Raw genomic sequence first — 21868 nt, forward strand, 5'->3', positions numbered from 1 at the left:
CCTTCGGCGATAGTGAATTGAACAGGCGATGTGATCGTGAGGCGGGTGCCGGAGACTAACCGCCGGCGGGCGGCTGCGGCGCCTTCTCGGCCACGACACGCGTATCGGAGCGCTGGCCCTTCGGCAGATGGCCGAACATGTGTGGCTTCACCTGTTCGAGCCAGGACTGCACCACCGGCTCCTTCTGCCAGAGGCTGCGTACCAACGGCGGCAATTGCTCGCCGACGAGAATGCCGAGCAGGCCGACCAGCGCCACCACCGGTGGCGCCGGAGAGCGCACATTGATCAGACTGTAGATGACGCCCACCAGCAGGCCTGCGCCCAGCGAGATCATGTGTGCTTTCATGTCGTTGTCCTCGGTTGTGTGACGTGATGGTTTACTTGGCCGGGCCGCCTTCGGAAGCGTGCTCGCCGAGCGCCCACTTCGAGAAGCGGATCTGGATGCCGTAAGGCGAATGCGCGCGCTGGATGTCCATCATGCCCTCATAGGTCTCGCTGCGCGCCCAATCCTGCTGCAGCTCATAAGCGTATTGCGAGGACGTGATCGGCACCGCGCCAGCCTGGATGGCGCGCTGCATGGCGCGCTCATGCGCTTCCGGCGAGAGATCGCCGCAGGCGTCGGCAGCAATGTAGATTTCAAAGCCTTCGCGCAGCATGTCTAGGGTCGGGAAGATCACGCAGGCTTCGGTCCACAGACCGGCGATCACGAATTTCTTGCGGCCGGTGGCGGCGACGGCCTTGCGGAAGTTCGGATCGAGCCACGAATTCATTGAGGTGCGATCGATGATCTCCTGTCCTGGAAACAGCGACACCACCTCGGGGATGAACGGGCCGGAAAACGACTCTGCCGCAACGGTTGTCAGAACGGTCGGAATCTTGAATAGCTTCGCGGCTTTTGCAAGAATCTGGACGTTGTTCAATGTGACAAGGCGATCGTGCGACTGGACGCCCTGGAACATCGCGGGCTGAAAATCGATCAGCGCGATGGCGCTATTCTGCGAGGTCAGCATTTCCTGAAATGACATTCTGGTTCTCCGTGAAAGGATTGTGACGATTTCAAACTCGCGCACGCCGCAGGCGAATGTTCTTCAGCTGATGACGGGCGCTACTTCTGGTTTTACGAGCGACCGGTCTGGAGCGCGAAGTCTCCACGCTATGTGCGCGAGAATGGCGGACAGCGTCTTGTCTGGAAGTCATCGACTTTGAATGATCGGTCACGGCACTATGTCGTAGGCGACTTACTGCGGTCTATCGTGTCTCGCCAAACCGCGCGAACAATTACCGACCGAAGTTGTGCCAACTCCAGGACAGCTCGAACCTCGCGCCGAGGCCTCCGCTTCCTTCAAATGAATTCAAGACGGATTGAGCTGCATCCCCGTCTTGATTCACAAGCGACTATTTCGTAGTGGCTGCTTCGCGCCAAAAAAGGCGCGTCACTGCATGATGCGCCTTAGATTCCTTTAGAGGTCCACCTGCTCAGACATGACAAGTGCATCATCTACCTCAATTCCAAGATACCGCACCGTACTTTCGAGTTTTGTGTGGCCTAAGAGCAATTGCACCGCTCGAAGATTTCCGGTTTTCTTATAAATCTGAGATGCTTTTGTCCGACGCATCGAATGCGTCCCATAGCGTCTTCGGTCCAACCCGATACTGGTGACCCATCGATCTACGATTCTCCCGTATTGTCGGGTGGACAAATGAAGTTTTGAGCACATCCGACTTGGAAACAGGTGGTCTGCCGATGTCAGTTCTCGTTCAACGATCCATTTCTCCAATGCGGACCTTGTGTGCTCGGAGAGTTCGAACTGGACCGGCCGTCCGGTCTTTCTTTGGATGACCGTCGCCCGATCGCGTAGGACGCCCGATATCGTCAAATTGCTCACTTTGATCGACGTCAAATCGCAAGCGCGAAGCTTACTGTCGATCGCAAGGTTGAAGAGAGCAAGCTCTCGGAGATTCGAGGCAACCTCCAATCTGGTTCGTATTCCCCAGACTTCTTTCGGTTTTAACGGAAGTTTTTGACCAACGATCTGCCCCTTATTCCAGACAGGCATAGCCAGGCTCCATGCCACCCGTCCCAGCCCCACCGCTCCCATCGAGCAAGAGGAATCTACGCTATAGGGCTAAATGGCGCCTTAGCGCCAGAAGCGGTCGTTCTCACCTTCCCGCAGATCGCGATAAGCCGTGCGTATGCTGTCTCACCAGCGCAGCGAAAACGTCGTAGCCGCTCATGCCGCCTTCGCTAGTTCACTTTACTGACCGCAGGAGCCGGTACGATCCGTATCGGAGTTTGGGAACCGTACAACCGCATTGTCAGGTTGAAGCCTCCGGCCGGCGCAGGCAGCACCTAGTTGATGAAGCTCTTCGGCTTCGGCGCTCGCGTGCCGCGAATGCGGCCAGCCCGGATGCGTAAATCGCTGTCGCCCGCGCTCATCGCAAAGGCTCCACGAACAGGGAATGCCGGGCAGTGCCGAAAACACTGTTGAATTCATTGGCGAAAGCATCAGGCGCGGCACGCGCCCCGACCGACGGCACGCCCGAACCCAAGCCATTCCAATGGCTTGTGGTTTAAGCGGCGAGCCTCTTTTATCTCGCCTTCCTAATCGGGCGGTCAAAGTCAACACTTCGCTACGCTTTTTCGCGATTTTCCGCATATCACCAATTCCTTTCTCTCTGCGCTGATGGTGAGCAGAGTCCGCCACAACCACGTGCACGATCTGCATTCTCCAGGCGGGGTCCATGCGTTCCTTCGCGTTCAGCACTTGGCTGTCGCACGCTCTTCATCAGGTTCGTAAACAGGGCTGTCCAAGCAGTCCGGCGCTCTCCTCACGTGGACGGAAGCAGGCAAGAGATAGCGGACATTCCCCGTTTCACGGCCCCGCCAGCGGACGCTCAACGCGCGCGCGGATCTCTAATCTTTGCTCCTCCTCAACATGCCGGGTGCAACACCAGCGCTAAGCTTTCGTGCTCCTGCAGCAGTTACTTTGCAGGCTTCAATCGCAGTCGCTGCGTCGCCTTTGCACCAAAGCCGACATGGAAATCCGTTTCGCCGACCCACATTCGATGCAGGATGCCCGCGAGCTTGCGCGCGACCGCGACGATCGCGCACAGCATGCTTGACCGCTTGGCTATCCGCAGGCCCCACGCCCGCAACGCCGACCATTTCCTGACCCGCAGCAGAAGACTTGCGGCCGCCTCGCAGAGCGCCTCGCGAACCGCGACGTCACCCTGCTTCGTAATTCGGCCTTCATAGTCGATGGAGGTTCCAGACTGGTGCCGTCTCGGCGTCAGGCCAAAATGCGCACCAAGTGTCCGAGATCGCGCAAAACGAAGAGGACCATCAACACCGACCTTGAACGAAAGGGCCGCAACGAGACCGACGCCGGGTACGGTCATTAACCGACGACAAATCGCATCATGCTGGACTACCTGCAGGAGCACCTTATGCAATCGTTCGTAGCCTTCGAAGATCGCTCGCCGCACCTCCAGCATAGCTTCAATCATCATGGTAAATACCGGATCGCCGTGCTCGATCAACTCGCGGACTCGCGCTTCGTATCCCCCGCGGCCGACTGCTCCAACCATCAGACCGTAAGCCCTAAGCGTACCACGAATGCGGTTTTCAATGTCGATCAGCTTGCGCTTGAGGAGCTTCCTGTTGGCTAATAACGAGCGCATCTTCTGCATCTCGATGTTCTTGACATGGACCGCGCGGTACCAGGCCAGGCGCATCATCTGCGCAATGCCTCGGGCGTCGTCACGGTCCGTCTTATTGCGCATCGTCGACAGCGAGACACGCATATGGCGCGCTTCGACAACAATGATCGGGACCCCGGCCGGCTGAAAGTTCACGGTACAACCAGATGCCGAGCGACGACGCTTCGACACCGACCTTATCGAGGCGATCCGCGTAGCTTTCAAGAGCGAAGCGGATCGCCGCCGGCTCCGTGTTGATCTTTACCTCGCGCACCGTAAGACCCTCACTATCGACGATGCAAAGGCTGGTTTCCTCAAGGCCGACGTCCAATCCAACATACAGTTTCATTGGAGCTCTCCGTTGTGTGAACGACCACATAAGTCGTTGCACCACGCTTCGGATTCCGCCACGGCCGTGCTATTCTCGTGCACCGGTTTCTCGAAGCCCGATTTGAAGAGCCGTCGTCGTGTTTCCCTGCTGCTCTCGCCCCCCAGCCGTTCTATCCCGAAGCACGCTATGGCGCGCGAGACTGCACATCCCGTCATGACTGGCCACCGGCATTGGATCGAGCAACAAACAGGCTGCGCGCTTGCGGCACGATTGCTGGGAGATCGCGCATCGGATCACTCGTCGAAGCGCGGTTCGATCGACGCTCAGCCGACACCTGATCGGCAGCGGTTGCGCGTTCGGATCGCCCGACGAACAGCGGCGCCTCGGTCCATGACTTCGAATGAACAGCAGCGACGGAGAGCGGACCGGCGAGTTCACCGCCACCCAACAAAAGAGTAATCTTTGCCACATAGGCGCGGGTCTCCGCCGGCAGTGGACGGCCCGCGAGATAGTGTTCGTAGCGGCACGGGCCCGCATTGTACGCGGCGAGGAAACCGGGCGAGCCATAGCGGTCGTGCAGTTGCGGAGGTACACAGCACCGGCCAGGATGCTGTCATGGGGATCGTAGGGATCGTTGCCGAAGCGGCGATGTGCGCGCAGGTCCGCCCAGGTCTCGGGCATGATCTGCATCAATCCCATCGCACCTTTTGGCGATCTGGCCCGCGGGTCACCGGCACTTTCGACGGTCATCACGGCGCGTATCCAGTGCGCCGGTACAGCAAAGCGGCGCCGCGACCGATTGAAGCGGCGTTGTCTAGCTAGTACGGTAGGTTCGACGGCTAGGATGCTGACGACGATCGGGATCGCCGGGCCTTCGCGGTCGACAGAACGGTTCCGGACCTGCGGAGGTCATCCAGGTAATCTGCGTACCACTGCATCATCGGGACGCGTTCTTCCCAATATTCGGCGCCATTATAGGCACCACGAACCTCGTCTTCCTCTTGGTGCGCTAGTTGACGCTCGATAGCATCGCTATCCCAACGGCGCCTGCCATCCGAGCGGCGGCTTTCGTTCAGCAGTGTCGATGCCGTCGACCGGAAGCCATGCGCGGTCACTTGCGCTTTCGTGTACCCAAGCCGGCGAAGCGCAGCGTTTAGCGTCCCATCGGAAATCGGACGATGCCACGAGCGGATCTGCGGAAACAAGTAGGGCGACGTGCCTGTGACTTCGCGAAGGTCATTGATGATCGCAATCGCCTGTCGAGGCAGCGGCACTTTGTGTGGCCGCGGCATCTTCATTTTTTCCTTCGGAATGTTCCAGACGGCGTCCCGCAGATCGAATTCCTTCCATTCCGCGTGCCGCAGTTCGCCCGGCCGAACGAAGGTAAGGGCGATCAGCTGCAACGCTGCGCGTGTTGTGATCTGACCGTCCATGTCGTCGATCGCGCGGAGAAGCGCGCCGACGGCCTTCGGCTCGGTGATGGCGGCCCGGTGATTGACCTTTGGCGCTATGAGGGCCCCCGTTAGGTCAGCCGATGGGTCGCGCTCGGCGCGATTGGTGCTGATCGCATATTTGAAGACACGACCGCTAATGCTGCGGGCGCGTCGGGCCGTGTCATATCGCCCTCGCCTCTCGATCTTTCGAAGTACATCAAGCAATTCCGACGCCTTGATTTCGGCGATCGGTCGATCGCCCAAATCGGCGTTGATGAAGCCGAGAAGCCATTTTTTCTTCTCAATTGTCTTTGGGTCGTCGCCCTCGGCTTCGAACTTCGTGATCAGTTCGTCCGCGACGATCCGGAACGTATTGCTGCGCGCGATGCGCGCCGCGCTGCGATCCAACTTGCGCTGCGCGGACGGATCGATGCCCTTGGCCAGAAGCGTCTTGTTCGCGTCCCGACCGGCGCGGGCGTCGGCGAGACTGACCGCCGGATAGGCGCCCAGCGCGATCAGCTTCTGCTTTCCGTCGAACCGATACGCCTGCCGCCAAAGCCGCGACCCGTTCTTTTCAACAAGCAAATGCAGCCCGCCTCCGTCGCTGATTTTGTAGGGCTTCGTGGCGGATTTGGCGGCACGGCAGGCGGCATCCGAAAGCGGCATCGATTAGGTCCCCGCAGTCAATCTACCAACACACGATCGACGGGATACCAACAGCGATACCAACAAAAACACCGGCTGCCGGCGGACGATCGCGAATGTCAGCGAACGCGAAAGCGCTCTAATTCAAGCACTTATAGCACATCAACGGACAGAGGAGGAAGCTGGGGGACAACAAATGGTGCCCAGGGGCGGGATCGAACCACCGACACTGCGATTTTCAGTCGCATGCTCTACCAACTGAGCTACCTGGGCGCTGCCCCGGATCAGGTCCAGGGAGCGCCGGTTTATAGTCAGGCAAATCGGCCCTGTCCACCCGCCCGACGGCATTTCTGTGAACGAAGATTTTCCCGTCAAAACAATAGGAAATGATCGCTTCGGACCGGCTTGGACAGCGCGAATGCCCGTCAAGCCTATTCGGCGTCCTCGTCATCCGTCGGTTTGCCGGGAATCGCGTAGGAACCCGACAGCCAGCGATTGAGATCGACGTCGCGGCAACGCTCGGAGCAGAACGGCTTGGAGGCCTCCACCGCGGGCTTGCCGCAGATCGGGCACGGTTTTTCGCCGGATTTGGACACTTTAGCTTGCATTCAACCAACCGAAACGGATCGGGAAGCCTTCGCCGCCCAGCAGGGAGACTGTCTCATAGAGCGGCAGGCCGACGATATTGGAGTAGGAGCCGACCATCTTGACCACGAAGGAGCCGGCAATGCCCTGCACGGCATAGCCACCGGCTTTGCCGCGCCACTCGCCGGAGCCGATATAGGTCGAGATGTCTTCTTCATTGAGGCGCTTGAAGCGCACCTTGGTCTCGATCAGCCGCTGCCGGAAGCTTTCCTTGGGGGTGACGATGCAGACCGCCGTATAGACACGGTGGTTGCGGCCCGACAACAGCCGCAGACACTGCGAGGCTTCATCGACCAGTTCCGCCTTGGGCAGGATGCGGCGGCCGACGGCGACCACGGTATCCGCCGCGAGAATAAACGCGCCGCGGAGTTCGTCGTCGAGCTGGACCGACTTCAGCGCCGCTTCCGCCTTGGCGCGCGCCAGCCGATTGGCGCAGGCGCGCGGCAGCTCGCCCCGCTTCGGGGTCTCGTCGACATCGGCGGGACGCAGCGCATCGGGCTCAATGCCGGCCTGGTTGAGCAGGCTGAGGCGGCGGGGCGAACCGGAGGCGAGAACGAATTTGGGACGGCCGAGCATGCGGGCTGATGATCCTGGAAATGCGGCCGGAACCTATCGGAAGCCCCCTGCTTCGACAACCGCGGTGCGGTTATTTAGCCGCTGGCGGCGCCGCCTTTCGCGAAACGTTTGCGAATCCGCAGCAGCAGCCCATCGCAGACCTCGCGATAGGCCGCCAGTTTCTGGTCGCGGTTACCTTCGGTTCCCGTGGGATCCACCGTCGGCCAGTATTCGACCTCGGCGGCATCGGTGCGTGTCAGATCCAGCGCCTTGTGATGCGCCTCCGGCGACAACGTGATGATGAGATCGAAATTGAGCCCTTCCCAGTCTTCGAGTTCCTCGAAGGTCATGGGCTTGTGTCTGGAGATGTCCTGGCCGAGTTCGGCCATCACGGCCACTGCGAAAGGATCGAGCTCGCCCTTCTTCACCCCGGCGGATTTCACATACAGCGCCTGCGGAAACATCTGCTGCAGCAGGCTGGCGGCCATCGGCGAACGCACGCTGTTCTGGCCACAGGCAAACAACACCGCCTGCGGCGTACGCGCGCGTGGCGGCGCGGCCATCAGCGACTAGCCTTTCCAGTGAAGGACGGAGATCAACGTAAACAGCCGTCGCGACGTCTCGAAGTCGACCCGCACCTTGCCGGCCAAGCGTTCCTGCAGCGTCCGCGAGCCTTCGTCATGGATGCCGCGGCGGCCCATATCGATGGCTTCGATCTTGTCCGGCGTAGCGGTGCGGATCGCCTGATAGTAGCTGTCGCAGATCATGAAGTAGTCCTTCACAATGCGGCGGAACGGCCCCAGCGACAGAAGGTGCGCGACGACAGGCGTGCCGTCCTCGCGGCGGATGTCGAACATCAGCCGGCTGCCGGTGATGCCGATATGCAGCGTAAACGGGCCGACATGCGCGCCTTCCGGCGCGAACAGGTTCTGCTCGATCAGGTCGTAGATCGCGATCGCGCGCTCATGCTCGATATCCGGCCCGGAACGGCCGATCGATTCCTCATCGAGTGTCACCGCGACGATGCGGTTGTTGCTGTCATCCTCTGGTGGAGGGGCATTACTCATCGCAAATTGAGGCGCAATCCGACCGAACGTGCGTGGGCATCGAGGCCTTCAGCCTTGCCCAGCGTCATCGCAGCCGGTCCCAGCGCCCGCAGCTGATCCGGCCCGCACTTCAGGATCGATGTTCGCTTCATGAAGTCAAGTACGCCGAGGCCCGAGGAGAACCGCGCCGAGCGCGCCGTCGGCAGCACGTGGTTCGAGCCGCCGACATAGTCGCCGATCGCTTCCGGCGTATGACCACCGAGGAAGATGGCGCCGGCATTGCGTATCTTGAGCGAGAACGCCTCAGGATCGGCCGTCATGATTTCGAGATGCTCGGCGGCGATGGCGTTGGCGAGCGGCACGGCGTTATCGAGATTATCGACCAGAATGACAGCGCCGAAATTCTCCCACGACGCACGCGCGATCTCGGCGCGCGGCAGTGTGGTGAGCTGGGCCTCGACGGCAAGGATAACATCGTCCGCAAGGCGCTCACTGTCTGTGATCAGGATCGACTGCGCATTGACGTCGTGCTCAGCCTGCGCCAGCAAGTCTGCGGCGATCCAGTCGGCATTGGCGGTATCGTCGGCGATGACCAGGACTTCCGACGGACCGGCGATCATGTCGATGCCGACCTTGCCGAACACCTGGCGCTTGGCAGCGGCCACATAGGCATTGCCGGGACCGACGATCTTGGCCACCGGCGCGATGGTCGCGGTACCATAAGCCAAAGCGGCCACGGCCTGCGCGCCACCGACGCGATAGATCTCGGACACGCCGCCGAGCTTCGCCGCGGCCAGCACCAGCGGGTTGAGCTTGCCGTCCGGCGACGGCACCACCATCACCACGCGCTCGACGCCGGCGACCCTGGCCGGCACGGCATTCATCAAGACCGACGAGGGATAGGCAGCAGTCCCACCGGGCACATAGAGGCCAACAGCCTCGATGGCGCTCCAGCGCCAGCCGAGCTCGACGCCCAGCGCATCGGTGAAACGGTCGTCCTTGGGGAGCTGGCGCTTGTGGAACAGCTCGATGCGGTCGCGAGCGAATGTCAGGGCATCCACTGTCTCTGCATCGCAGGCAGCCACGGCGGCATCGACTTCGGCCGCGGTCACGCGCAGGCCGGAGGCCTTGAGGTCCAACCGGTCGAACTTGCGGGTCGCCTCCAACAGCGCATCGTCGCCGTGAGCGGCGACGTCATCGACAATGGCGCGCGTGGCAGCCTCGATATCGGCCGCGACTTCGCGCTTCATGGTCAGGAAGGCATTGAAGCGCTGGGTGAAATCGGCGCTGGCGGTATCGATACGAATTGGCATTCTGGTGTTCCGGCGGGGCCTTGCCGGCCAAGGCCCCCTGCTCAATGGCGCGGCGGCAAAGGGCCGTCAACCCTGTGCTGCCATGGAAAGGATGAATAGCGGATCAGGCGTCCAGACCGGAGGCCTCGGTGCCGGCATCGCTGGTCAGATCGTCCGGGCCGAGATCGGCCAGTTCGACCTCGAGACACTCGACATCCAGCCGGAGTGCGCCCCCACCGGCGAAGATCAGGACGACGCTACCGCCAGGAGGCTCGGCGGCATGGAATTCGATGCCGAACAGTTCCAGCGCGATGTCGGGCGTTTCGAGATCGATATCGCGGGACTTGCAGGCCAGCACGCGGTCGAAGCGCAGCGCCGAGACCAGCCGGCGCGGCGTGACTTCCCCTGAAATCGTCTGATCCCAGTCGAGCCGGCTCATGCCGACCACGAGCCGCTTCTCGCTCTGCCGCCAGATAATGTCGCCGACATTGACAGCCGCATCCTGAACATGCGCGGAAATCACCGCGAGGTCGTCGGCATCCAGTGCAATCAGCTTGCGTTGACCCGTCACGGCGACCCCTTTGAGAGAATCCTATCCGCTGATGCGCTCGATGGTGGCACCGCAGGCGGACAGCTTTTCCTCGAGCCGCTCGAAGCCGCGATCGAGATGATAGATGCGGTTGACCATGGTCTCGCCTTCCGCGACGAGGCCGGCGATCACCAGAGAGACCGAGGCGCGCAGGTCGGTCGCCATCACGGGCGCACCGCGCAGCTTGGCCGTACCGTCGATGGTCGCGGTTTCACCGTCGAGATGAATGCGCGCGCCGAAGCGGGCCAGCTCCTGCACATGCATGAAGCGGTTTTCGAAGATCGTTTCGGTGATACGCGAGGAGCCCGTGGCTGTCGTCATCAGCGCCATCAGTTGCGCCTGCAGATCGGTCGGAAAGCCGGGGAATGGTGCCGTCGACACGTTCACCGGCTTGATACCCGCGCCGTTGCGCGAGATGCGGATGCCGTCGTTGTTCGGCGTCACCGTCGCGCCGGCCTCGACCAGTACGTCGAGCGCCGACTGTAGCAATTCAGGCCGTGCGCCTGAAAGTTGCACATCGCCGCCGGTCATGGCCACGGCCATGGCATAGGTACCAGTCTCGATGCGATCCGGCAGCACGGTGTGGCGCGTGCCATTCAGCTTGGCCACGCCCTCGATCGTGATCGTCGGGGTGCCGGCGCCGGAGATGCGCGCGCCCATCTTGTTCAGGCAGTCGGCGACGTCGACGATTTCCGGCTCGCACGCCGCATTGTTGATGACGGTCGTGCCCTTGGCCAGCGTCGCAGCCATCAACGCTACATGGGTGCCGGACACGGTGACCTTGGCGAAATCGATCTCGGCGCCTTTCAGGCCGCCGGGGGCTTTGGCGATCACGTAGCCGCCGTCGATAGTCAGCTCGGCGCCGAGCTTCTCCAGCGCCATGATCAAGAGATCCACCGGACGGGTGCCGATGGCGCAGCCGCCGGGCAGAGATACCTTGGCTTCGTGCATACGCGCCAGCAGCGGCGCGATCACCCAGAAGGACGCGCGCATCTTCGAGACCAGTTCGTAGGGCGCTGTCGTGTCGATGATGTTGGCGGCGGAGATATGCAGGGTCTGGCCCTGATATTCATGGTCGCCCGGGCGCTTGCCGGCCGACATGATGTCCACGCCGTGATTGCCGAGAATGCGCTGCAACTGCGCGACGTCGGCCAGACGCGGCACGTTGTCGAGAATCAGCGTCTCGTCGGTCAGCAGACCGGCGATCATCAATGGCAGCGCCGCGTTTTTGGCGCCCGAAATCGGGATCGTGCCATTGAGTTTGCTGCCGCCGACGATGCGAATGCGATCCATACCGATTCCCGCTGATTGCTGTGCCCCGACTATAGGGCGGATGGCCTCTTTAAAGCAAAAGCGTCGAAATTTGCGGTTTTTCGATGAGGCCGGCAGTAAATCTGAAAAGGGCCGAATCGGCCCATTTACGCACCGACCTGATTGATATCCGGAGTTTCCAGGATTGGCTTGGAATAACCGTTACGAACCACCCGGATCATGGCGCGGCCGACTTTCTCTGTCGTGGTGACGTATTTTGGCGCGATCCGGACCAGCAGCGCCCAGAGGGGCGCGGTCGCGGTGTAGATCGCCTGAACCCACGCCGTCTTCGAGCGCACACCGTGCAGCGGCTGGATGCCACCGGGGCGAAACATATAGGCCGCCTTGAACGGCAGCTTGAGCAAGTCGTTCTCGGTTTTGCCCTTGACCCGCGCCCACATCACGCTGCCCTGCTCGGTGCTGTCGGTGCTCTGGCCGGTCACGTAGACGAAGGTCATGCCAGGATTGAGCCGCGCCAGCGTGTTCGCCACCGCGAGGGTGATGTCGTAGGTGATCCGGCGATAGTCCGGCTCGCTCATGCCCAGCGACGAGACGCCAAGGCAGAACAGGCAGGCGCCATAGCCCGTCAAGTCGGGCGCGATGGCCGACAGATCGAAAAAATCCGTATGCGTGATCTCACGCAACTTGGCATCACATTGCCCGGTAGGACTGCGGCCGACCACGAGCACGGCCTCGACATCGGGATCAAGCAGGCATTCGCGCAGCGCGCCTTGCCCGACCATGCCGGTCGCACCGAACAGAATGACTTTCATGAGACTTCCTTTGGATGACTGACAGTCGATCGCGCGACGCAATCAGGCGGCAATTGCGACCTGATCAAACGACATGCCGGTGAGCGCAGCTGAGACCTCCCACAGCCGCGCGCCGACGGCAGCATCCTGAGCTCGCGGCATGATCTTCGCGGGAGCCGGCGGCCCCTTCATTTCGTAGACGCCGTTCGGGCCGTAATAGCCAGCTGGCTTCGCATCGGGTGAGGTGGCTGCAAACAATGTCGGCAAGGCACCGGCGGCGGCTGAATGGCTCAGCGGACGCAGCAACCGGCTTCCGAGCCCCATCAAGCCACCGCTGCCGGGGCCGTTCGGAATGAGATCGGTGAGCGCGAAACCGGGATGCGCGGCATTGCTCATCAGACCCCAGCCTGCGGCATCGCTGCGCCGCTGCAACTCGATCGCGAAGATCAGCATCGCGAGCTTCGACTGCTGATAGGCTTTCCACGGCTTGTAGAATGTCGCGCCCTGGAGATCGTCGAAATCGATGAGGCCCGAACGATGCGCAAGACTGCTGAGATTGACCACACGCGGCGCCTTGTTGCGGCGAAGCACCGGGAGCAGACGCGCCGTGAGCGCATAGTGACCGAGATAATTGGTACCGAGCTGCATCTCGAAGCCGTCGGCGGTGGTCTGGCGCGTCGGCAGCGCCATCACGCCGGCGTTGTTAATCAGGAGATCGAGCGACGCGTACATCGCATCGAAACGGCGCGCGAAAGTAGCGACCGAGTCCAGGCTGGCGAGATCGAGGTGCTCATAGCTGATGATAGCGTCGGGATGTCGCTCGCAGATGCGCTCGATCGCAGCACTCCCCTTGGCGTCGCTACGGCCGGTCAGCACCACTTCGGCGCCGGCTCCCGCAAGCGCCATTGCCGTCTCGAAGCCGAGGCCGCCTGTCGCTCCGGTCACCACGGCCAGTTTGCCGGTCATGGGCGGAATATGGTCGATGCTCCAGTCCGTCATGCTTATATCTCCCCAGGATCGAGAATCGTTGCGCGGCGCGGCCGCTGGAGATAAATGTGCACTCAGTGCAAACTTGCAATAGGTGCAGATCGAGGATTGTTGTGACCGCCAGGATACCTGCTAAGCCGAGGAAAACAGACGCGGATTTGGTTGCGGCGCTTCCTGCTGCGCCGCCGACCGGCCTGCGCGAACGGAAGCGCCAGCAGACGCGAGAGCGGCTCACCAAGGTCGCGATGGAGCTGTTTCTTAAGCGCGGTTTCGAGGAAACGACGCTGGACGACATTGCGGCCGCCGCAGAGATCTCGCGCCGCAGCTTCTTCCATTATTTCGCGTCGAAGGAAGACCTCGTTCTGGCGTGGCAGGATGCCAGCACAGATTTCCTTGTGGCCGCGATCACCGCAAGGCCCGCTGACGAGCCGATGCTGCTGGCCGCGGAAAATGCTTTGCTCTCGATGGCACAGCAGCTCGAGAGCTCCGAAGCAATCGCCATTGCGCGATTGAAGCACGGCAATCCCGCGCTGCGCGCGCGCGACCACGTGAAATACGAGAAGATGGAGCGCGCCATCGCTGCCGCGCTCGGCAACCGCGCCAAAGACAAATCCGGGCAATTGCAGGCGCGGCTGGTCGCCATGATCACGACAGGCGCGATGCGGATCGGCGGCGAGATCTGGCTGGCGCAGGACGCAGGCGAAAGACCCGAGGCGCTTGTGAAGCGCACCTTCGGCGAGATACGGGCGATCCTTCGGGAATCGCCCGCCCGAAAAGGCAAAGCCTAGCGGCTATCGGCGGGAGATCGCCGCCCGGCGATCAGGCGAAGCCGCCCGGCAGCGGGCGAAACTTCCTGATCGCAAGGAAGGTCGTGACGACGAAGAACACCAGCACGATGCCCTGAACGATCGCAAAAGGCGGCTCACTCGGCGGCACGCTCGGCGCCAGCGCGTGCAGGGGCGGCACCTTCAGGAAGCTCTGGATCACCAGCACGAACACATTGAGATAAAGCGAGATCATCGCAGTCAGCACGTAAATCCAGCGCCAGCGCCCCGCCAGCTTCTGGCCATAGAGCGCCAGGCAGGCGATCGCCAGCAGCACCAGCGAAATGATGCCGATGACATGCGACGGCAGCAATTTCTCGACCGGGAAGAAGAAGCCGGTCACGCTGGTCAGGATCGTCGTCAGCAGAAACAGACCGGTCCAGCCGGGCAGCGACTTTGACTTCAGCAGGCCGACCATTGCGACTAGGCCCGCGACGATGCCGATCAGGCTGACCACCACATGAAGCAACGTGAACGTTGCCAAGCTCATTCCTAGGACCATGATGCACCCCTGCTTTGGAACTTTTCAAATCTTAGGGTGCAGCGCGGGAACTTGCCAATAGTTTTTGGCTGATAGTCATCATATACATTTGCGTGCAAGGCGCCGTTTCGTTCAAGACTTTCGCGTTCGATCGATAGAGCCGCGAAATCCTACTTGTTGAGAAACTCAACCAGTTTCGGGATCACCTGATCGGGGGCTTCTTCCATCAGCCAATGGCCTGAGCCTTTGACGATAACGCCGTCCACATTGCTGGCGACGAGGCGCCCCTGCTCGATCAGGAAGGATCCACCGGCCTTCTCACCGGAGAGAACCAGCATCGGCATCGGCAGTTTGGTCTTGGCAAGTTCGGCAAACTCGGCGGCATCTTTCTCAAAAGCGCGGAAGACCTCGAAACCGGCTGCCATATGGCCGGGCTTCGCATAGACCTTGGCGTAAAACACACGGTCCTTTTCCGGTACCGACTTCTTCGGGTTCGCGGCGAAATCATTCCAGAAGTGCTCAAGGTAAATGCGCTCGCGGCCCGCGACCAGCGCCAGCGGCGTCTTGCCGTAGAAATGGAAGTGCCAGAGGTCGCGCAACAGCCAGACATGCGTCCAGTCGCCAACACCAGGCAAAAAGGCATCCATCAACGCGATACGATCGACTTCGCTCGGATATTGCGCAGCATAGACATAGGCGACCATCAGACCGATGTCGTGGCCGACAATTTTCACCTTGGGATATTTCAAGCCGGCCACCAGCGCATGGATATCGCGTGCCATCGCCGCTTTGGTGTAGCCATCAGCCGGCGCGTCGGAATCGCCGAAGCCACGCAGATCTGGCGCGATCACCGTATGACTGGCCGCAAGTTTCGCGATCAGCGGGCGCCACATATGGCTGGTCTCGGCATAGCCATGCAGCAGCACGATCGGATCGCCCTTGCCCGCAATGAGATAATGCAGCTTGACGCCGTTGATGGTGGCGAAGCGGCTTTGCGGAGCTTGCGCTGAAGCGGATACGGGGAGAAACGGCGCTGCCAGGACGGCCAGCAGCACACCCAACAAAGCCCGGCGTCCGATCGTAAAAATGTGCATGAAGTCCCCACTGAACGTCGCCCGCGTCGGGACGATTGTCTCAGTAGTAGCGCGGAATCGGCCCGTTGTGCGGAGTCTTTCGATCCGACAAATCGAACATCACTTCATCGACATAGCACCAGCCCCAACCTTCCGGCGGATCGTAGCCCTCGATGATCGGATGCTTCGTGGCATGGAAATGCTTGGTCGCGTGCTTGTTCGGGGAATCGTCGCAACAGCCGACGTGACCGCAGGTCCGGCAGATCCGCAAGTGCAGCCATATACTGCCCGTCTTCAGGCATTCCTCGCAACCGAGTGCGCTCGGCGTAACGTCGCGAATGCCGGAAATATGCGTGCAGCCTTTGGGCATGATGATCTCCCGTTATCGGCTCAAAGGGTCGGCGTGGCCGTATCGCCGAGAAAACCATGCAGCGCCGCTACCACCTGGGCGCCCTCGCCGATCGCGCCGCCGACGCGCTTGACCGAACCCGAGCGCACATCACCGACCGCAAAGACACCGGACACCGACGTCTCCAGTGCCTGCACGCTGCGACCATTGGCGGGAATGCCGGTGATGATGAAGCCATGACGATCGAGGGTGACGCCGCAATCCGCCAGCCATTCGGTGGCGGGATCGGCGCCAACGAACAGGAACAGATTGCGGATGTCAGCGCAGGACTCCTCGCCGGACAGCCGACTACGGGTACAGATCCGTTCGAGCCCCACTTCCTGCGTCCCCTCCAGCGCCACGACTTCAGTGTTGAAGACCAGCTCGATATTCGGTGTCGCCTCGATGCGCTCGATCAGATAGCGCGACATGCTGGCGCCGAGGCCGCCACCGCGGATCACCATATGCACCTTGTTGGCATGGCTCGCGAGAAACACCGCCGCCTGACCTGCCGAATTGCCACCGCCGACCAGGTAGATTTCCTGCTCCCTGCAGAGCCGGGCCTCGATCGGAGATGCCCAGTACCAGACGCCGCGACCTTCGAAATCGGCGAGCCGCTCGATATCCGGCCGGCGATAGCGTGCGCCCGATGCCACTACGATAGCCTTGGCACGCATGACATCGCCGTCGTCAAGTTCAAGAGCGAACAGTCCGTCCTTGCGTGAACAGTCCAGCGACTTCACGGCCGCCGGGATCATGATATCGGCGCCGAACTTCTGCGCCTGGTTGAAGGCACGCGCCGTGAGTGCCATCCCGGAGATGCCGGTGGGGAAACCGAGATAGTTCTCGATCCGCGCGCTGGCACCGGCCTGCCCGCCGAACGATTTGGCATCGCACACCGCAATCGAGAGACCTTCGGACGCACCATACACCGCGGTGGACAAGCCCGCAGGCCCGCTGCCAACGATAGCGACGTCATAGGTCTTGCCCTTGGCGATATGGCTGATCATGCCCATCGCGCGGGCGAGTTCGGAGAATGACGGATTGCGCAGCACCGTGCCGTCGGCCACCACCACCAGCGGCAGATCCTCCGGCGACGGCGTATAGCGCGCGATCAGATCGGCGGCGTCCTTGTCCGTTGCGGGGTCGAGCAGATGATGCGGATAGCCGTTGCGGGAGAGGAAGCCCTGCAGGCGGATGACATCGCTGGAATTGGCCGCGCCGATGAAAGCCGGACCGCCAGCGCTGCCCTGCAGGAGGTTCACCCGACGCAGGATCAGCGCACGCATGATGCGCTCGCCCAGATCCGCTTCCGCGATCAACAGCGCGCGCAGCCGTTCCGGCGGAATCAGCAGTGTCTCGATATCGCCTTCAGCATGACCGTCAACCAGCGCGACGCGGCCCGACAGTTGCGCGATCTCGGCCACGAACTGTCCGGTGCACTGATCGGCCACCGGCGTGATGCGGCCAAAGCCGTCGCGCTGGGTGATCGCCACATGTCCGGACAACACCACGAACATGCCGGGACCGGGCTTGCCGGTCTCGAACAGGCAATCGCCATCCTTGTAATGTCGGATCTCACCGAAGCGGCGCATCCGCTCGATCTCCGCCGCCGTCAGCACAGGAAAGGTCTGATCGTGGCGCGGCAGCGCCGCCCGCGGCGCGTAGGCCGGCAACTCGGCGCTGGATGATGCCTGGGATTCTGACGACATTTAAACTCGCATGCTCACGCGGCGGACAGGTGCCATCAATCCCGATCGGGATCGACGGGTCTTGAACAGAAGTCCTGTATCTTATCGGCATCCGATGACGCCTCGACTGCGACGGCATCGCCGGCCTGACTGGCGCGCCCGCGCATTTGCACCTTCCGGCGCTTGAGATTTTCACGCAGCGCCTGGCGCAGCCTGTCCTGACGGGCAGCTGCACTTTCCTTGGCGGGTTTGCTCGGCGTATCGGTCATGGCGGTCATGGTCGATCGAATGGCGTGCACAGATGCGCCAGATTGGATCCTGTGACCCCATACATAACCGCCTTCAACGGATCACGCGAGATATCGACTTCGAGGTGATGATCCGGCCAATGAAGGCTCTGCCGGCGGTTATCGAGGCCATGGGGAACCGGATCGACTCGCCAATGGCGAAGCGCAAGGTGGCTGCAACCGCAACAGGCCGACCACACCCCTGTTATAATGATGCATTCTAAGTGCCACCCGCGCTTGCGCCGCCCGTGACCTTGTGGCAAGGATCGCCCCGCTTGGTAGGCGCCCTCGAGGCTGATTCCTGCACCCAGCATGCTGCCGTAGCTCAGTGGTAGAGCACTCCATTGGTAATGGAGAGGTCGACAGTTCAATCCTGTCTGGCAGCACCATTTTCCCCTGTTAAATCAATAAGTTCTCCCGACCGCAGCACCTGACAATCAGGCGGCTCACGGGAGAACAGAACGCGAAATCGCGGTTCAATACGGGAATATCCGGGGCTCTGTTCCCTGCCCGTTCCAATCGCCCGGCATAAGCAGACGTATCACCGGACTCAAACGAACTTGAAACAGCCCCCTTCGCGGGGGCGCTACGCTTGTGGCTTTGAATGATGGACCAAAATCGAGATGACCGCTGAATTCCGCCCTAACCGGCGGGTTTTTCGTTTGGCGCACATAATGCCTCTGCCGACCCCCGTCGCACCCTAGAAGACGCAGATGCGATCAGCCGGCACGTACCGCTCTAGCCGGAAATCGTGGAACGGTGCTGCCCGCAGCACACGAACGATTACACTCCATGCGGCAGCTTCGGAGCCGCGGCCTCTCAATGCGACAGGGAATGCGCCGCCGAAGATATATCGCCCCGCCCCTGCTTCACTAAAGCATTCATGAGCGGCAATTCGGTCGTCGACTTGATCTGCTCCATCGTGAACATCGACGACACGTCATGCAGATCAATCTTGGCGATCAGCCGCTGATAAAGATCGTCGTAGGCCCGGATGTCCGAGACCACAGCCCGGATCAGATAGTCCACGTCGCCGCTCAGGCGATAGAAATCGACCACCTCGGGGAAGCTGACGACGATTTTCCGGAAACGCTGAACCCACTCCGCGTTATGCTGGTTCGTTCGCACAGCGATGAAAACGCTGACACCCAGATTCAACTTGTCTGCATCGAGAAGTGCAACGCGTCGCTTGATGTAGCCAGAGCTTTCGAGCTTCTGGATGCGACGCCAACACGGCGTGGAACTCAGACCTACGCGATCGGCGAGGTCCTGCATGGAAAGGCTACTGTCTACCTGGAGTGCCGCGAGAATTTTGCGGTCGAGCTCGTCGAGCATGTTGGCCTCCGATGAAGGGTGCACGCAGAATATTTCTGCCGTTCATTGCCATCGTGACGCAATGGTATTGCGAGATTTGGAAGTTCGCGAGCATAAACAATTGTCACCGCTGCGCATTCGAGCAGCAGCCTGGCGTCAAAAGCGACGCCTTCGCTGACGCGGCACTAAGGTGAATCCGCCACCGCGCGTCGCGCATACCGGTTTGTTGATTGAACGCGTGGCCCGTTACAGTCGCTGGCCACCGCTGGCATCGATCTGCTGGCCCGTGACCCAGCCCGCTTCGTCCGACGCGAGAAAGGCGACGACCCTTGCGATATCGTCGGGTTGCCCGACCCGGCCGAGCGCGATTGTCTCAGCCACTGCGCGGCTGGCCACCGGATCGCGCGCGACGATGTTCATGTCCGTCGCGGTCGCACCGGGCATCACGGAATTCACCGTGATCTGTCGACCACCGAGATGAACGGCCAGCAAGCGGCTCAGCGCTTCCAGACCCGCTTTGGCGGGCGCATAGGCGGCCATGGTCGGATAGGCCGAACGCGTCCCCATCGACGAGATATTGATGATACGTCCGCCATTGCGAAGATGTGGCATCAGTGCCTTGATCAGAAAGAACGGCGATTTCAGATTGGTCTGCAGCAGAAGATCGAAGTCGTCCTCGGAAACATCCTCAATGGTCGCGCGTTTTCCGACGCCGGCGTTGTTGACGAGAATATCGAATGCAGGGCTGCCATAACGCTTGGTCAGTTCGGCACCTAGACCAGCGGCCAGGGAAGTTGCGCCACTGCGTTCCGAGAGATCGGCCTTGATGGCAAAGGCATTGCCCCCAGCAGCGACAATGGCCGCCACAGTCTCATTCGCCGCATCGACCGAGGCGTTGTAATGGATCGCGACGGTTGCGCCGTCCTTCGCTAGGCGAAGCGCGATAGCCTGACCGATCCCCCGGCTTGCACCGGTGACCAGCGCGATCTTCCCTGTTAGCCCGCTCATGCGGACCAGCCGTGACTGGCTTCCAGGCTTCGCGCCCGGTCGATCAGCGCCTTGCGGTCGATCTTGTTAGTGCCCGCCCAAGGCAATTCATGGACGAACTCAACGCGGCGCGGGTGCTGATATGCCGGACCATTGGCGATGGCGAACTGACGGATATCGTCGAAGCTCGGCGTAGGCTGCTCCCGCGTGACAATAAACGCAACCGGCACGTGGCTCCGTTCCTCGTCGGGCAACGGCACCACCGCCGCCTGCTGGACCTGCGGGTGACGCTCCAACAGCTTTTCGACTTCGCCCGGATAGATGTTTTCGCCGGAGCAGACGAACATGTCATCCGCACGGCCCACGAAGAAATAGAAGCCGTTGGCATCGCGGCGCATCACATCGCCACTGTAATACCAACCATCGGTCAGCACCTTGGCGGTCTGCTGCGGCAGATTGTGATAGTGATCCAGCACCGCCGGATTGCGCATCAACAGCACACCTTCATTCTCGGTTCCATTAACGAGACGGACGTCCTCCACGCGGATCGGATAGCCCAACCCTAACGGCGGCGTCGGGATCTTGTCGGGATGCGGGCCGAACACAGCCGGCCCCGCTTCCGTGGTGCCGTAGCCCATCGTCATTACGACGTTGGGCAGCGCCTGCTTGATCCTGTCCCACAGACCCATGGTCATCGGCGCCGACCCAAGCATCAGGCGACGAACCGAGGTGATATCATTCTTCGCTAGCAGTTCCGTTTCCTTGACGACACGAGCCCACATGGTGGGAACGGCCGTGGCGGCGGTCACCTTGTACTTGGCGATGGCCTCAATATAACTGCGGGTCTCGAACGACGGCAGCACCACCACAGACGCATTCTGAGCGAAAATCGTCTTGATGGCGAACAGGCCATTCATGTGAAACAGTGGCTGCGCGATGATGTAGCGATCATCCTGATTGAGCGCACCGCTGGTCCGTGTCGAGATCGCCCAGAGTTGTCCGTAATGCGATAGCGGTACGCCTTTGGGCCGGCCGGTGGAGCCGGAGGTGTAGAGCATTTGCCCGACCTCTTCCCGCGTCGTCTCGACCGCGGTGAACGCTGCGGGCTTGATCGTCGCAGTAAAGCCGCTTGGGCCGCTGTCGTCGAAATTGATGACGGGAATGCCGTCGCGCACCATCGGTCGGTTGGCATTGTCGACAAATGCCAGCGCGATCTTCGCGTCGTCCATCACAAAATCGACGGTGTCGCGCGCAGCCTTGATATTGACCGGAACAGCGATGCATCCGGCGCGCATAATGCCGAAATAGCAAATGATGTATTCGGCGCGGTTAAACGACAGAATCGCGACATGCGTGCCGCGCTTGTAACCACTATCGACAAGATACTGGGCGACCCCGTTTGCCATCTCGTCGATCTGGCGGTGCGTGTAGCGCCTGGGATGCGCGGGATCGATCAGATCGATGACCGCCTCCCGATCAAGGTCACCGCTGCGATCGATCAGGTCACCGAGATTATTCCATCGCATTGGCAATACTCC

Annotated in this window: 23 protein-coding genes, 2 tRNA genes and 2 pseudogenes; 2 read left to right on the forward strand and 25 right to left on the reverse strand. The window is 61.2% G+C overall.

Annotated features, from left to right (window positions below):
• Positions 1-55: 55 nt before the first annotated feature.
• The 17 genes and pseudogenes from AB8A50_RS15455 to AB8A50_RS15535 form a co-directional block, all read right to left on the reverse strand.
• Complete coding sequence (locus tag AB8A50_RS15455; RefSeq protein WP_089267974.1) at positions 56-346, reverse strand: XapX domain-containing protein; 291 nt, start codon at positions 344-346, stop codon at positions 56-58.
• A 31-nt stretch (positions 347-377) separates the two neighbouring features.
• Positions 378-1025: a hydrolase gene (locus AB8A50_RS15460; RefSeq protein ID WP_439078201.1), complete on the reverse strand. Its 648-nt coding sequence runs from the start codon at positions 1023-1025 to the stop codon at positions 378-380.
• Positions 1026-1460: 435 nt separating this feature from the next.
• Complete coding sequence (locus tag AB8A50_RS15465) at positions 1461-2057, reverse strand: tyrosine-type recombinase/integrase (protein ID WP_439078202.1); 597 nt, start codon at positions 2055-2057, stop codon at positions 1461-1463.
• 925 nt (positions 2058-2982) lie between these two features.
• Positions 2983-4048: pseudogene (locus AB8A50_RS15470) on the reverse strand (IS110 family transposase).
• 193 nt (positions 4049-4241) lie between these two features.
• On the reverse strand, positions 4242-4499 hold the full coding sequence (locus AB8A50_RS15475; protein WP_439080064.1) for a hypothetical protein: 258 nt from the start codon (positions 4497-4499) through the stop codon (positions 4242-4244).
• Between the two features lie 152 nt (positions 4500-4651).
• Positions 4652-4780, reverse strand: a pseudogene (locus AB8A50_RS15480) (lytic transglycosylase domain-containing protein); the annotation flags it as partial.
• Positions 4781-4869: 89 nt separating this feature from the next.
• The gene (locus AB8A50_RS15485) at positions 4870-6129 is read right to left on the reverse strand and encodes a tyrosine-type recombinase/integrase (protein WP_439078203.1); all 1260 of its coding nucleotides are present in this window, start codon (positions 6127-6129) and stop codon (positions 4870-4872) included.
• Between the two features lie 176 nt (positions 6130-6305).
• Positions 6306-6381: transfer RNA gene (locus AB8A50_RS15490), tRNA-Phe, on the reverse strand.
• A 158-nt stretch (positions 6382-6539) separates the two neighbouring features.
• Positions 6540-6716, reverse strand: a complete 177-nt coding sequence (gene yacG / locus AB8A50_RS15495) for a DNA gyrase inhibitor YacG (RefSeq protein WP_093756954.1) — start codon at positions 6714-6716, stop codon at positions 6540-6542.
• A complete protein-coding gene (locus AB8A50_RS15500) occupies positions 6706-7329 on the reverse strand; it encodes a Maf-like protein (RefSeq protein WP_093756955.1) in 624 nt (207 codons plus the stop codon). Before AB8A50_RS15500 ends, yacG begins: the two co-directional genes overlap by 11 nt.
• A 74-nt stretch (positions 7330-7403) precedes the next feature.
• Positions 7404-7871 carry an arsenate-mycothiol transferase ArsC gene (locus AB8A50_RS15505; RefSeq protein WP_068734774.1) on the reverse strand — a complete coding sequence of 156 codons (468 nt, stop codon included), beginning with the start codon at positions 7869-7871 and terminating at the stop codon, positions 7404-7406.
• 6 nt (positions 7872-7877) lie between these two features.
• Positions 7878-8375, reverse strand: coding sequence for a UPF0262 family protein (locus AB8A50_RS15510; RefSeq protein WP_089266102.1), 498 nt, complete (start codon positions 8373-8375; stop codon positions 7878-7880).
• The gene (hisD, locus tag AB8A50_RS15515; protein ID WP_439078204.1) at positions 8372-9667 is read right to left on the reverse strand and encodes a histidinol dehydrogenase; all 1296 of its coding nucleotides are present in this window, start codon (positions 9665-9667) and stop codon (positions 8372-8374) included. The genes AB8A50_RS15510 and hisD overlap by 4 nt, the downstream gene beginning before the upstream one ends.
• Before the next feature lie 103 nt (positions 9668-9770).
• Positions 9771-10217, reverse strand: coding sequence for a DUF2948 family protein (locus AB8A50_RS15520; protein ID WP_089266100.1), 447 nt, complete (start codon positions 10215-10217; stop codon positions 9771-9773).
• 21 nt (positions 10218-10238) lie between these two features.
• Positions 10239-11528, reverse strand: a complete 1290-nt coding sequence (gene murA / locus AB8A50_RS15525) for a UDP-N-acetylglucosamine 1-carboxyvinyltransferase (protein ID WP_439064891.1) — start codon at positions 11526-11528, stop codon at positions 10239-10241.
• Positions 11529-11653: 125 nt separating this feature from the next.
• Positions 11654-12319: an epimerase gene (locus AB8A50_RS15530; protein WP_439078205.1), complete on the reverse strand. Its 666-nt coding sequence runs from the start codon at positions 12317-12319 to the stop codon at positions 11654-11656.
• A 42-nt stretch (positions 12320-12361) separates the two neighbouring features.
• Positions 12362-13297 carry an SDR family oxidoreductase gene (locus AB8A50_RS15535; protein ID WP_439078206.1) on the reverse strand — a complete coding sequence of 312 codons (936 nt, stop codon included), beginning with the start codon at positions 13295-13297 and terminating at the stop codon, positions 12362-12364.
• 146 nt (positions 13298-13443) lie between these two features.
• Between AB8A50_RS15535 and AB8A50_RS15540 the strand changes: the two genes are divergently transcribed.
• Positions 13444-14073 (forward strand): TetR/AcrR family transcriptional regulator, encoded by a 630-nt coding sequence (locus AB8A50_RS15540; RefSeq protein WP_439078207.1) that lies wholly within the window; start codon positions 13444-13446, stop codon positions 14071-14073.
• 31 nt (positions 14074-14104) lie between these two features.
• On the opposite strand, the gene AB8A50_RS15545 is transcribed toward AB8A50_RS15540, so the two are convergent.
• From AB8A50_RS15545 to AB8A50_RS15565, 5 genes are all read right to left on the reverse strand, one after another.
• Positions 14105-14611: a hypothetical protein gene (locus AB8A50_RS15545; RefSeq protein ID WP_439078208.1), complete on the reverse strand. Its 507-nt coding sequence runs from the start codon at positions 14609-14611 to the stop codon at positions 14105-14107.
• 149 nt (positions 14612-14760) lie between these two features.
• Positions 14761-15684, reverse strand: a complete 924-nt coding sequence (locus AB8A50_RS15550; protein WP_439078209.1) for an alpha/beta fold hydrolase — start codon at positions 15682-15684, stop codon at positions 14761-14763.
• Positions 15685-15724: 40 nt separating this feature from the next.
• Complete coding sequence (locus tag AB8A50_RS15555; RefSeq protein ID WP_068734755.1) at positions 15725-16033, reverse strand: UBP-type zinc finger domain-containing protein; 309 nt, start codon at positions 16031-16033, stop codon at positions 15725-15727.
• 20 nt (positions 16034-16053) lie between these two features.
• Positions 16054-17763: an FAD-dependent oxidoreductase gene (locus AB8A50_RS15560; RefSeq protein WP_439078210.1), complete on the reverse strand. Its 1710-nt coding sequence runs from the start codon at positions 17761-17763 to the stop codon at positions 16054-16056.
• A 35-nt stretch (positions 17764-17798) separates the two neighbouring features.
• Positions 17799-18020, reverse strand: a complete 222-nt coding sequence (locus AB8A50_RS15565) for a hypothetical protein (protein ID WP_439078211.1) — start codon at positions 18018-18020, stop codon at positions 17799-17801.
• Positions 18021-18343: 323 nt separating this feature from the next.
• Between AB8A50_RS15565 and AB8A50_RS15570 the strand changes: the two genes are divergently transcribed.
• Positions 18344-18418 (forward strand) — tRNA-Thr (locus AB8A50_RS15570).
• A 430-nt stretch (positions 18419-18848) separates the two neighbouring features.
• On the opposite strand, the gene AB8A50_RS15575 is transcribed toward AB8A50_RS15570, so the two are convergent.
• From AB8A50_RS15575 to AB8A50_RS15585, 3 genes are all read right to left on the reverse strand, one after another.
• Positions 18849-19364, reverse strand: coding sequence for an Lrp/AsnC family transcriptional regulator (locus tag AB8A50_RS15575; protein ID WP_089266090.1), 516 nt, complete (start codon positions 19362-19364; stop codon positions 18849-18851).
• 225 nt (positions 19365-19589) lie between these two features.
• The gene (locus AB8A50_RS15580; RefSeq protein WP_439078212.1) at positions 19590-20351 is read right to left on the reverse strand and encodes an SDR family NAD(P)-dependent oxidoreductase; all 762 of its coding nucleotides are present in this window, start codon (positions 20349-20351) and stop codon (positions 19590-19592) included.
• Positions 20348-21856: a class I adenylate-forming enzyme family protein gene (locus tag AB8A50_RS15585; RefSeq protein WP_439078213.1), complete on the reverse strand. Its 1509-nt coding sequence runs from the start codon at positions 21854-21856 to the stop codon at positions 20348-20350. Before AB8A50_RS15585 ends, AB8A50_RS15580 begins: the two co-directional genes overlap by 4 nt.
• Positions 21857-21868 lie beyond the last annotated feature (12 nt).

Source organism: Tardiphaga sp. 841_E9_N1_2, from assembly GCF_051811065.1.
GTDB lineage: Bacteria > Pseudomonadota > Alphaproteobacteria > Rhizobiales > Xanthobacteraceae > Tardiphaga > Tardiphaga robiniae.

Excerpts from the sequence above, each read along its gene's own strand:
- AB8A50_RS15560 (WP_439078210.1), bottom strand. The coding sequence starts at position 17,763 with ATGTCGTCAGAATCCCAGGCATCATCCAGCGCCGAGTTGCCGGCCTAC.
- murA (WP_439064891.1), bottom strand. The coding sequence starts at position 11,528 with ATGGATCGCATTCGCATCGTCGGCGGCAGCAAACTCAATGGCACGATC.
- AB8A50_RS15455 (WP_089267974.1), bottom strand. The coding sequence starts at position 346 with ATGAAAGCACACATGATCTCGCTGGGCGCAGGCCTGCTGGTGGGCGTC.
- yacG (WP_093756954.1), bottom strand. The coding sequence starts at position 6,716 with ATGCAAGCTAAAGTGTCCAAATCCGGCGAAAAACCGTGCCCGATCTGC.
- AB8A50_RS15465 (WP_439078202.1), bottom strand. The coding sequence starts at position 2,057 with ATGCCTGTCTGGAATAAGGGGCAGATCGTTGGTCAAAAACTTCCGTTA.
- AB8A50_RS15580 (WP_439078212.1), bottom strand. The coding sequence starts at position 20,351 with ATGAGCGGGCTAACAGGGAAGATCGCGCTGGTCACCGGTGCAAGCCGG.
- AB8A50_RS15505 (WP_068734774.1), bottom strand. The coding sequence starts at position 7,871 with ATGGCCGCGCCGCCACGCGCGCGTACGCCGCAGGCGGTGTTGTTTGCC.
- AB8A50_RS15500 (WP_093756955.1), bottom strand. The coding sequence starts at position 7,329 with ATGCTCGGCCGTCCCAAATTCGTTCTCGCCTCCGGTTCGCCCCGCCGC.
- AB8A50_RS15545 (WP_439078208.1), bottom strand. The coding sequence starts at position 14,611 with ATGGTCCTAGGAATGAGCTTGGCAACGTTCACGTTGCTTCATGTGGTG.
- AB8A50_RS15585 (WP_439078213.1), bottom strand. The coding sequence starts at position 21,856 with ATGCGATGGAATAATCTCGGTGACCTGATCGATCGCAGCGGTGACCTT.
- AB8A50_RS15530 (WP_439078205.1), bottom strand. The coding sequence starts at position 12,319 with ATGAAAGTCATTCTGTTCGGTGCGACCGGCATGGTCGGGCAAGGCGCG.
- AB8A50_RS15565 (WP_439078211.1), bottom strand. The coding sequence starts at position 18,020 with ATGACCGCCATGACCGATACGCCGAGCAAACCCGCCAAGGAAAGTGCA.
- hisD (WP_439078204.1), bottom strand. The coding sequence starts at position 9,667 with ATGCCAATTCGTATCGATACCGCCAGCGCCGATTTCACCCAGCGCTTC.
- AB8A50_RS15550 (WP_439078209.1), bottom strand. The coding sequence starts at position 15,684 with ATGCACATTTTTACGATCGGACGCCGGGCTTTGTTGGGTGTGCTGCTG.
- AB8A50_RS15555 (WP_068734755.1), bottom strand. The coding sequence starts at position 16,033 with ATGCCCAAAGGCTGCACGCATATTTCCGGCATTCGCGACGTTACGCCG.
- AB8A50_RS15485 (WP_439078203.1), bottom strand. The coding sequence starts at position 6,129 with ATGCCGCTTTCGGATGCCGCCTGCCGTGCCGCCAAATCCGCCACGAAG.
- AB8A50_RS15535 (WP_439078206.1), bottom strand. The coding sequence starts at position 13,297 with ATGACGGACTGGAGCATCGACCATATTCCGCCCATGACCGGCAAACTG.
- AB8A50_RS15575 (WP_089266090.1), bottom strand. The coding sequence starts at position 19,364 with ATGCTCGACGAGCTCGACCGCAAAATTCTCGCGGCACTCCAGGTAGAC.
- AB8A50_RS15510 (WP_089266102.1), bottom strand. The coding sequence starts at position 8,375 with ATGAGTAATGCCCCTCCACCAGAGGATGACAGCAACAACCGCATCGTC.
- AB8A50_RS15460 (WP_439078201.1), bottom strand. The coding sequence starts at position 1,025 with ATGTCATTTCAGGAAATGCTGACCTCGCAGAATAGCGCCATCGCGCTG.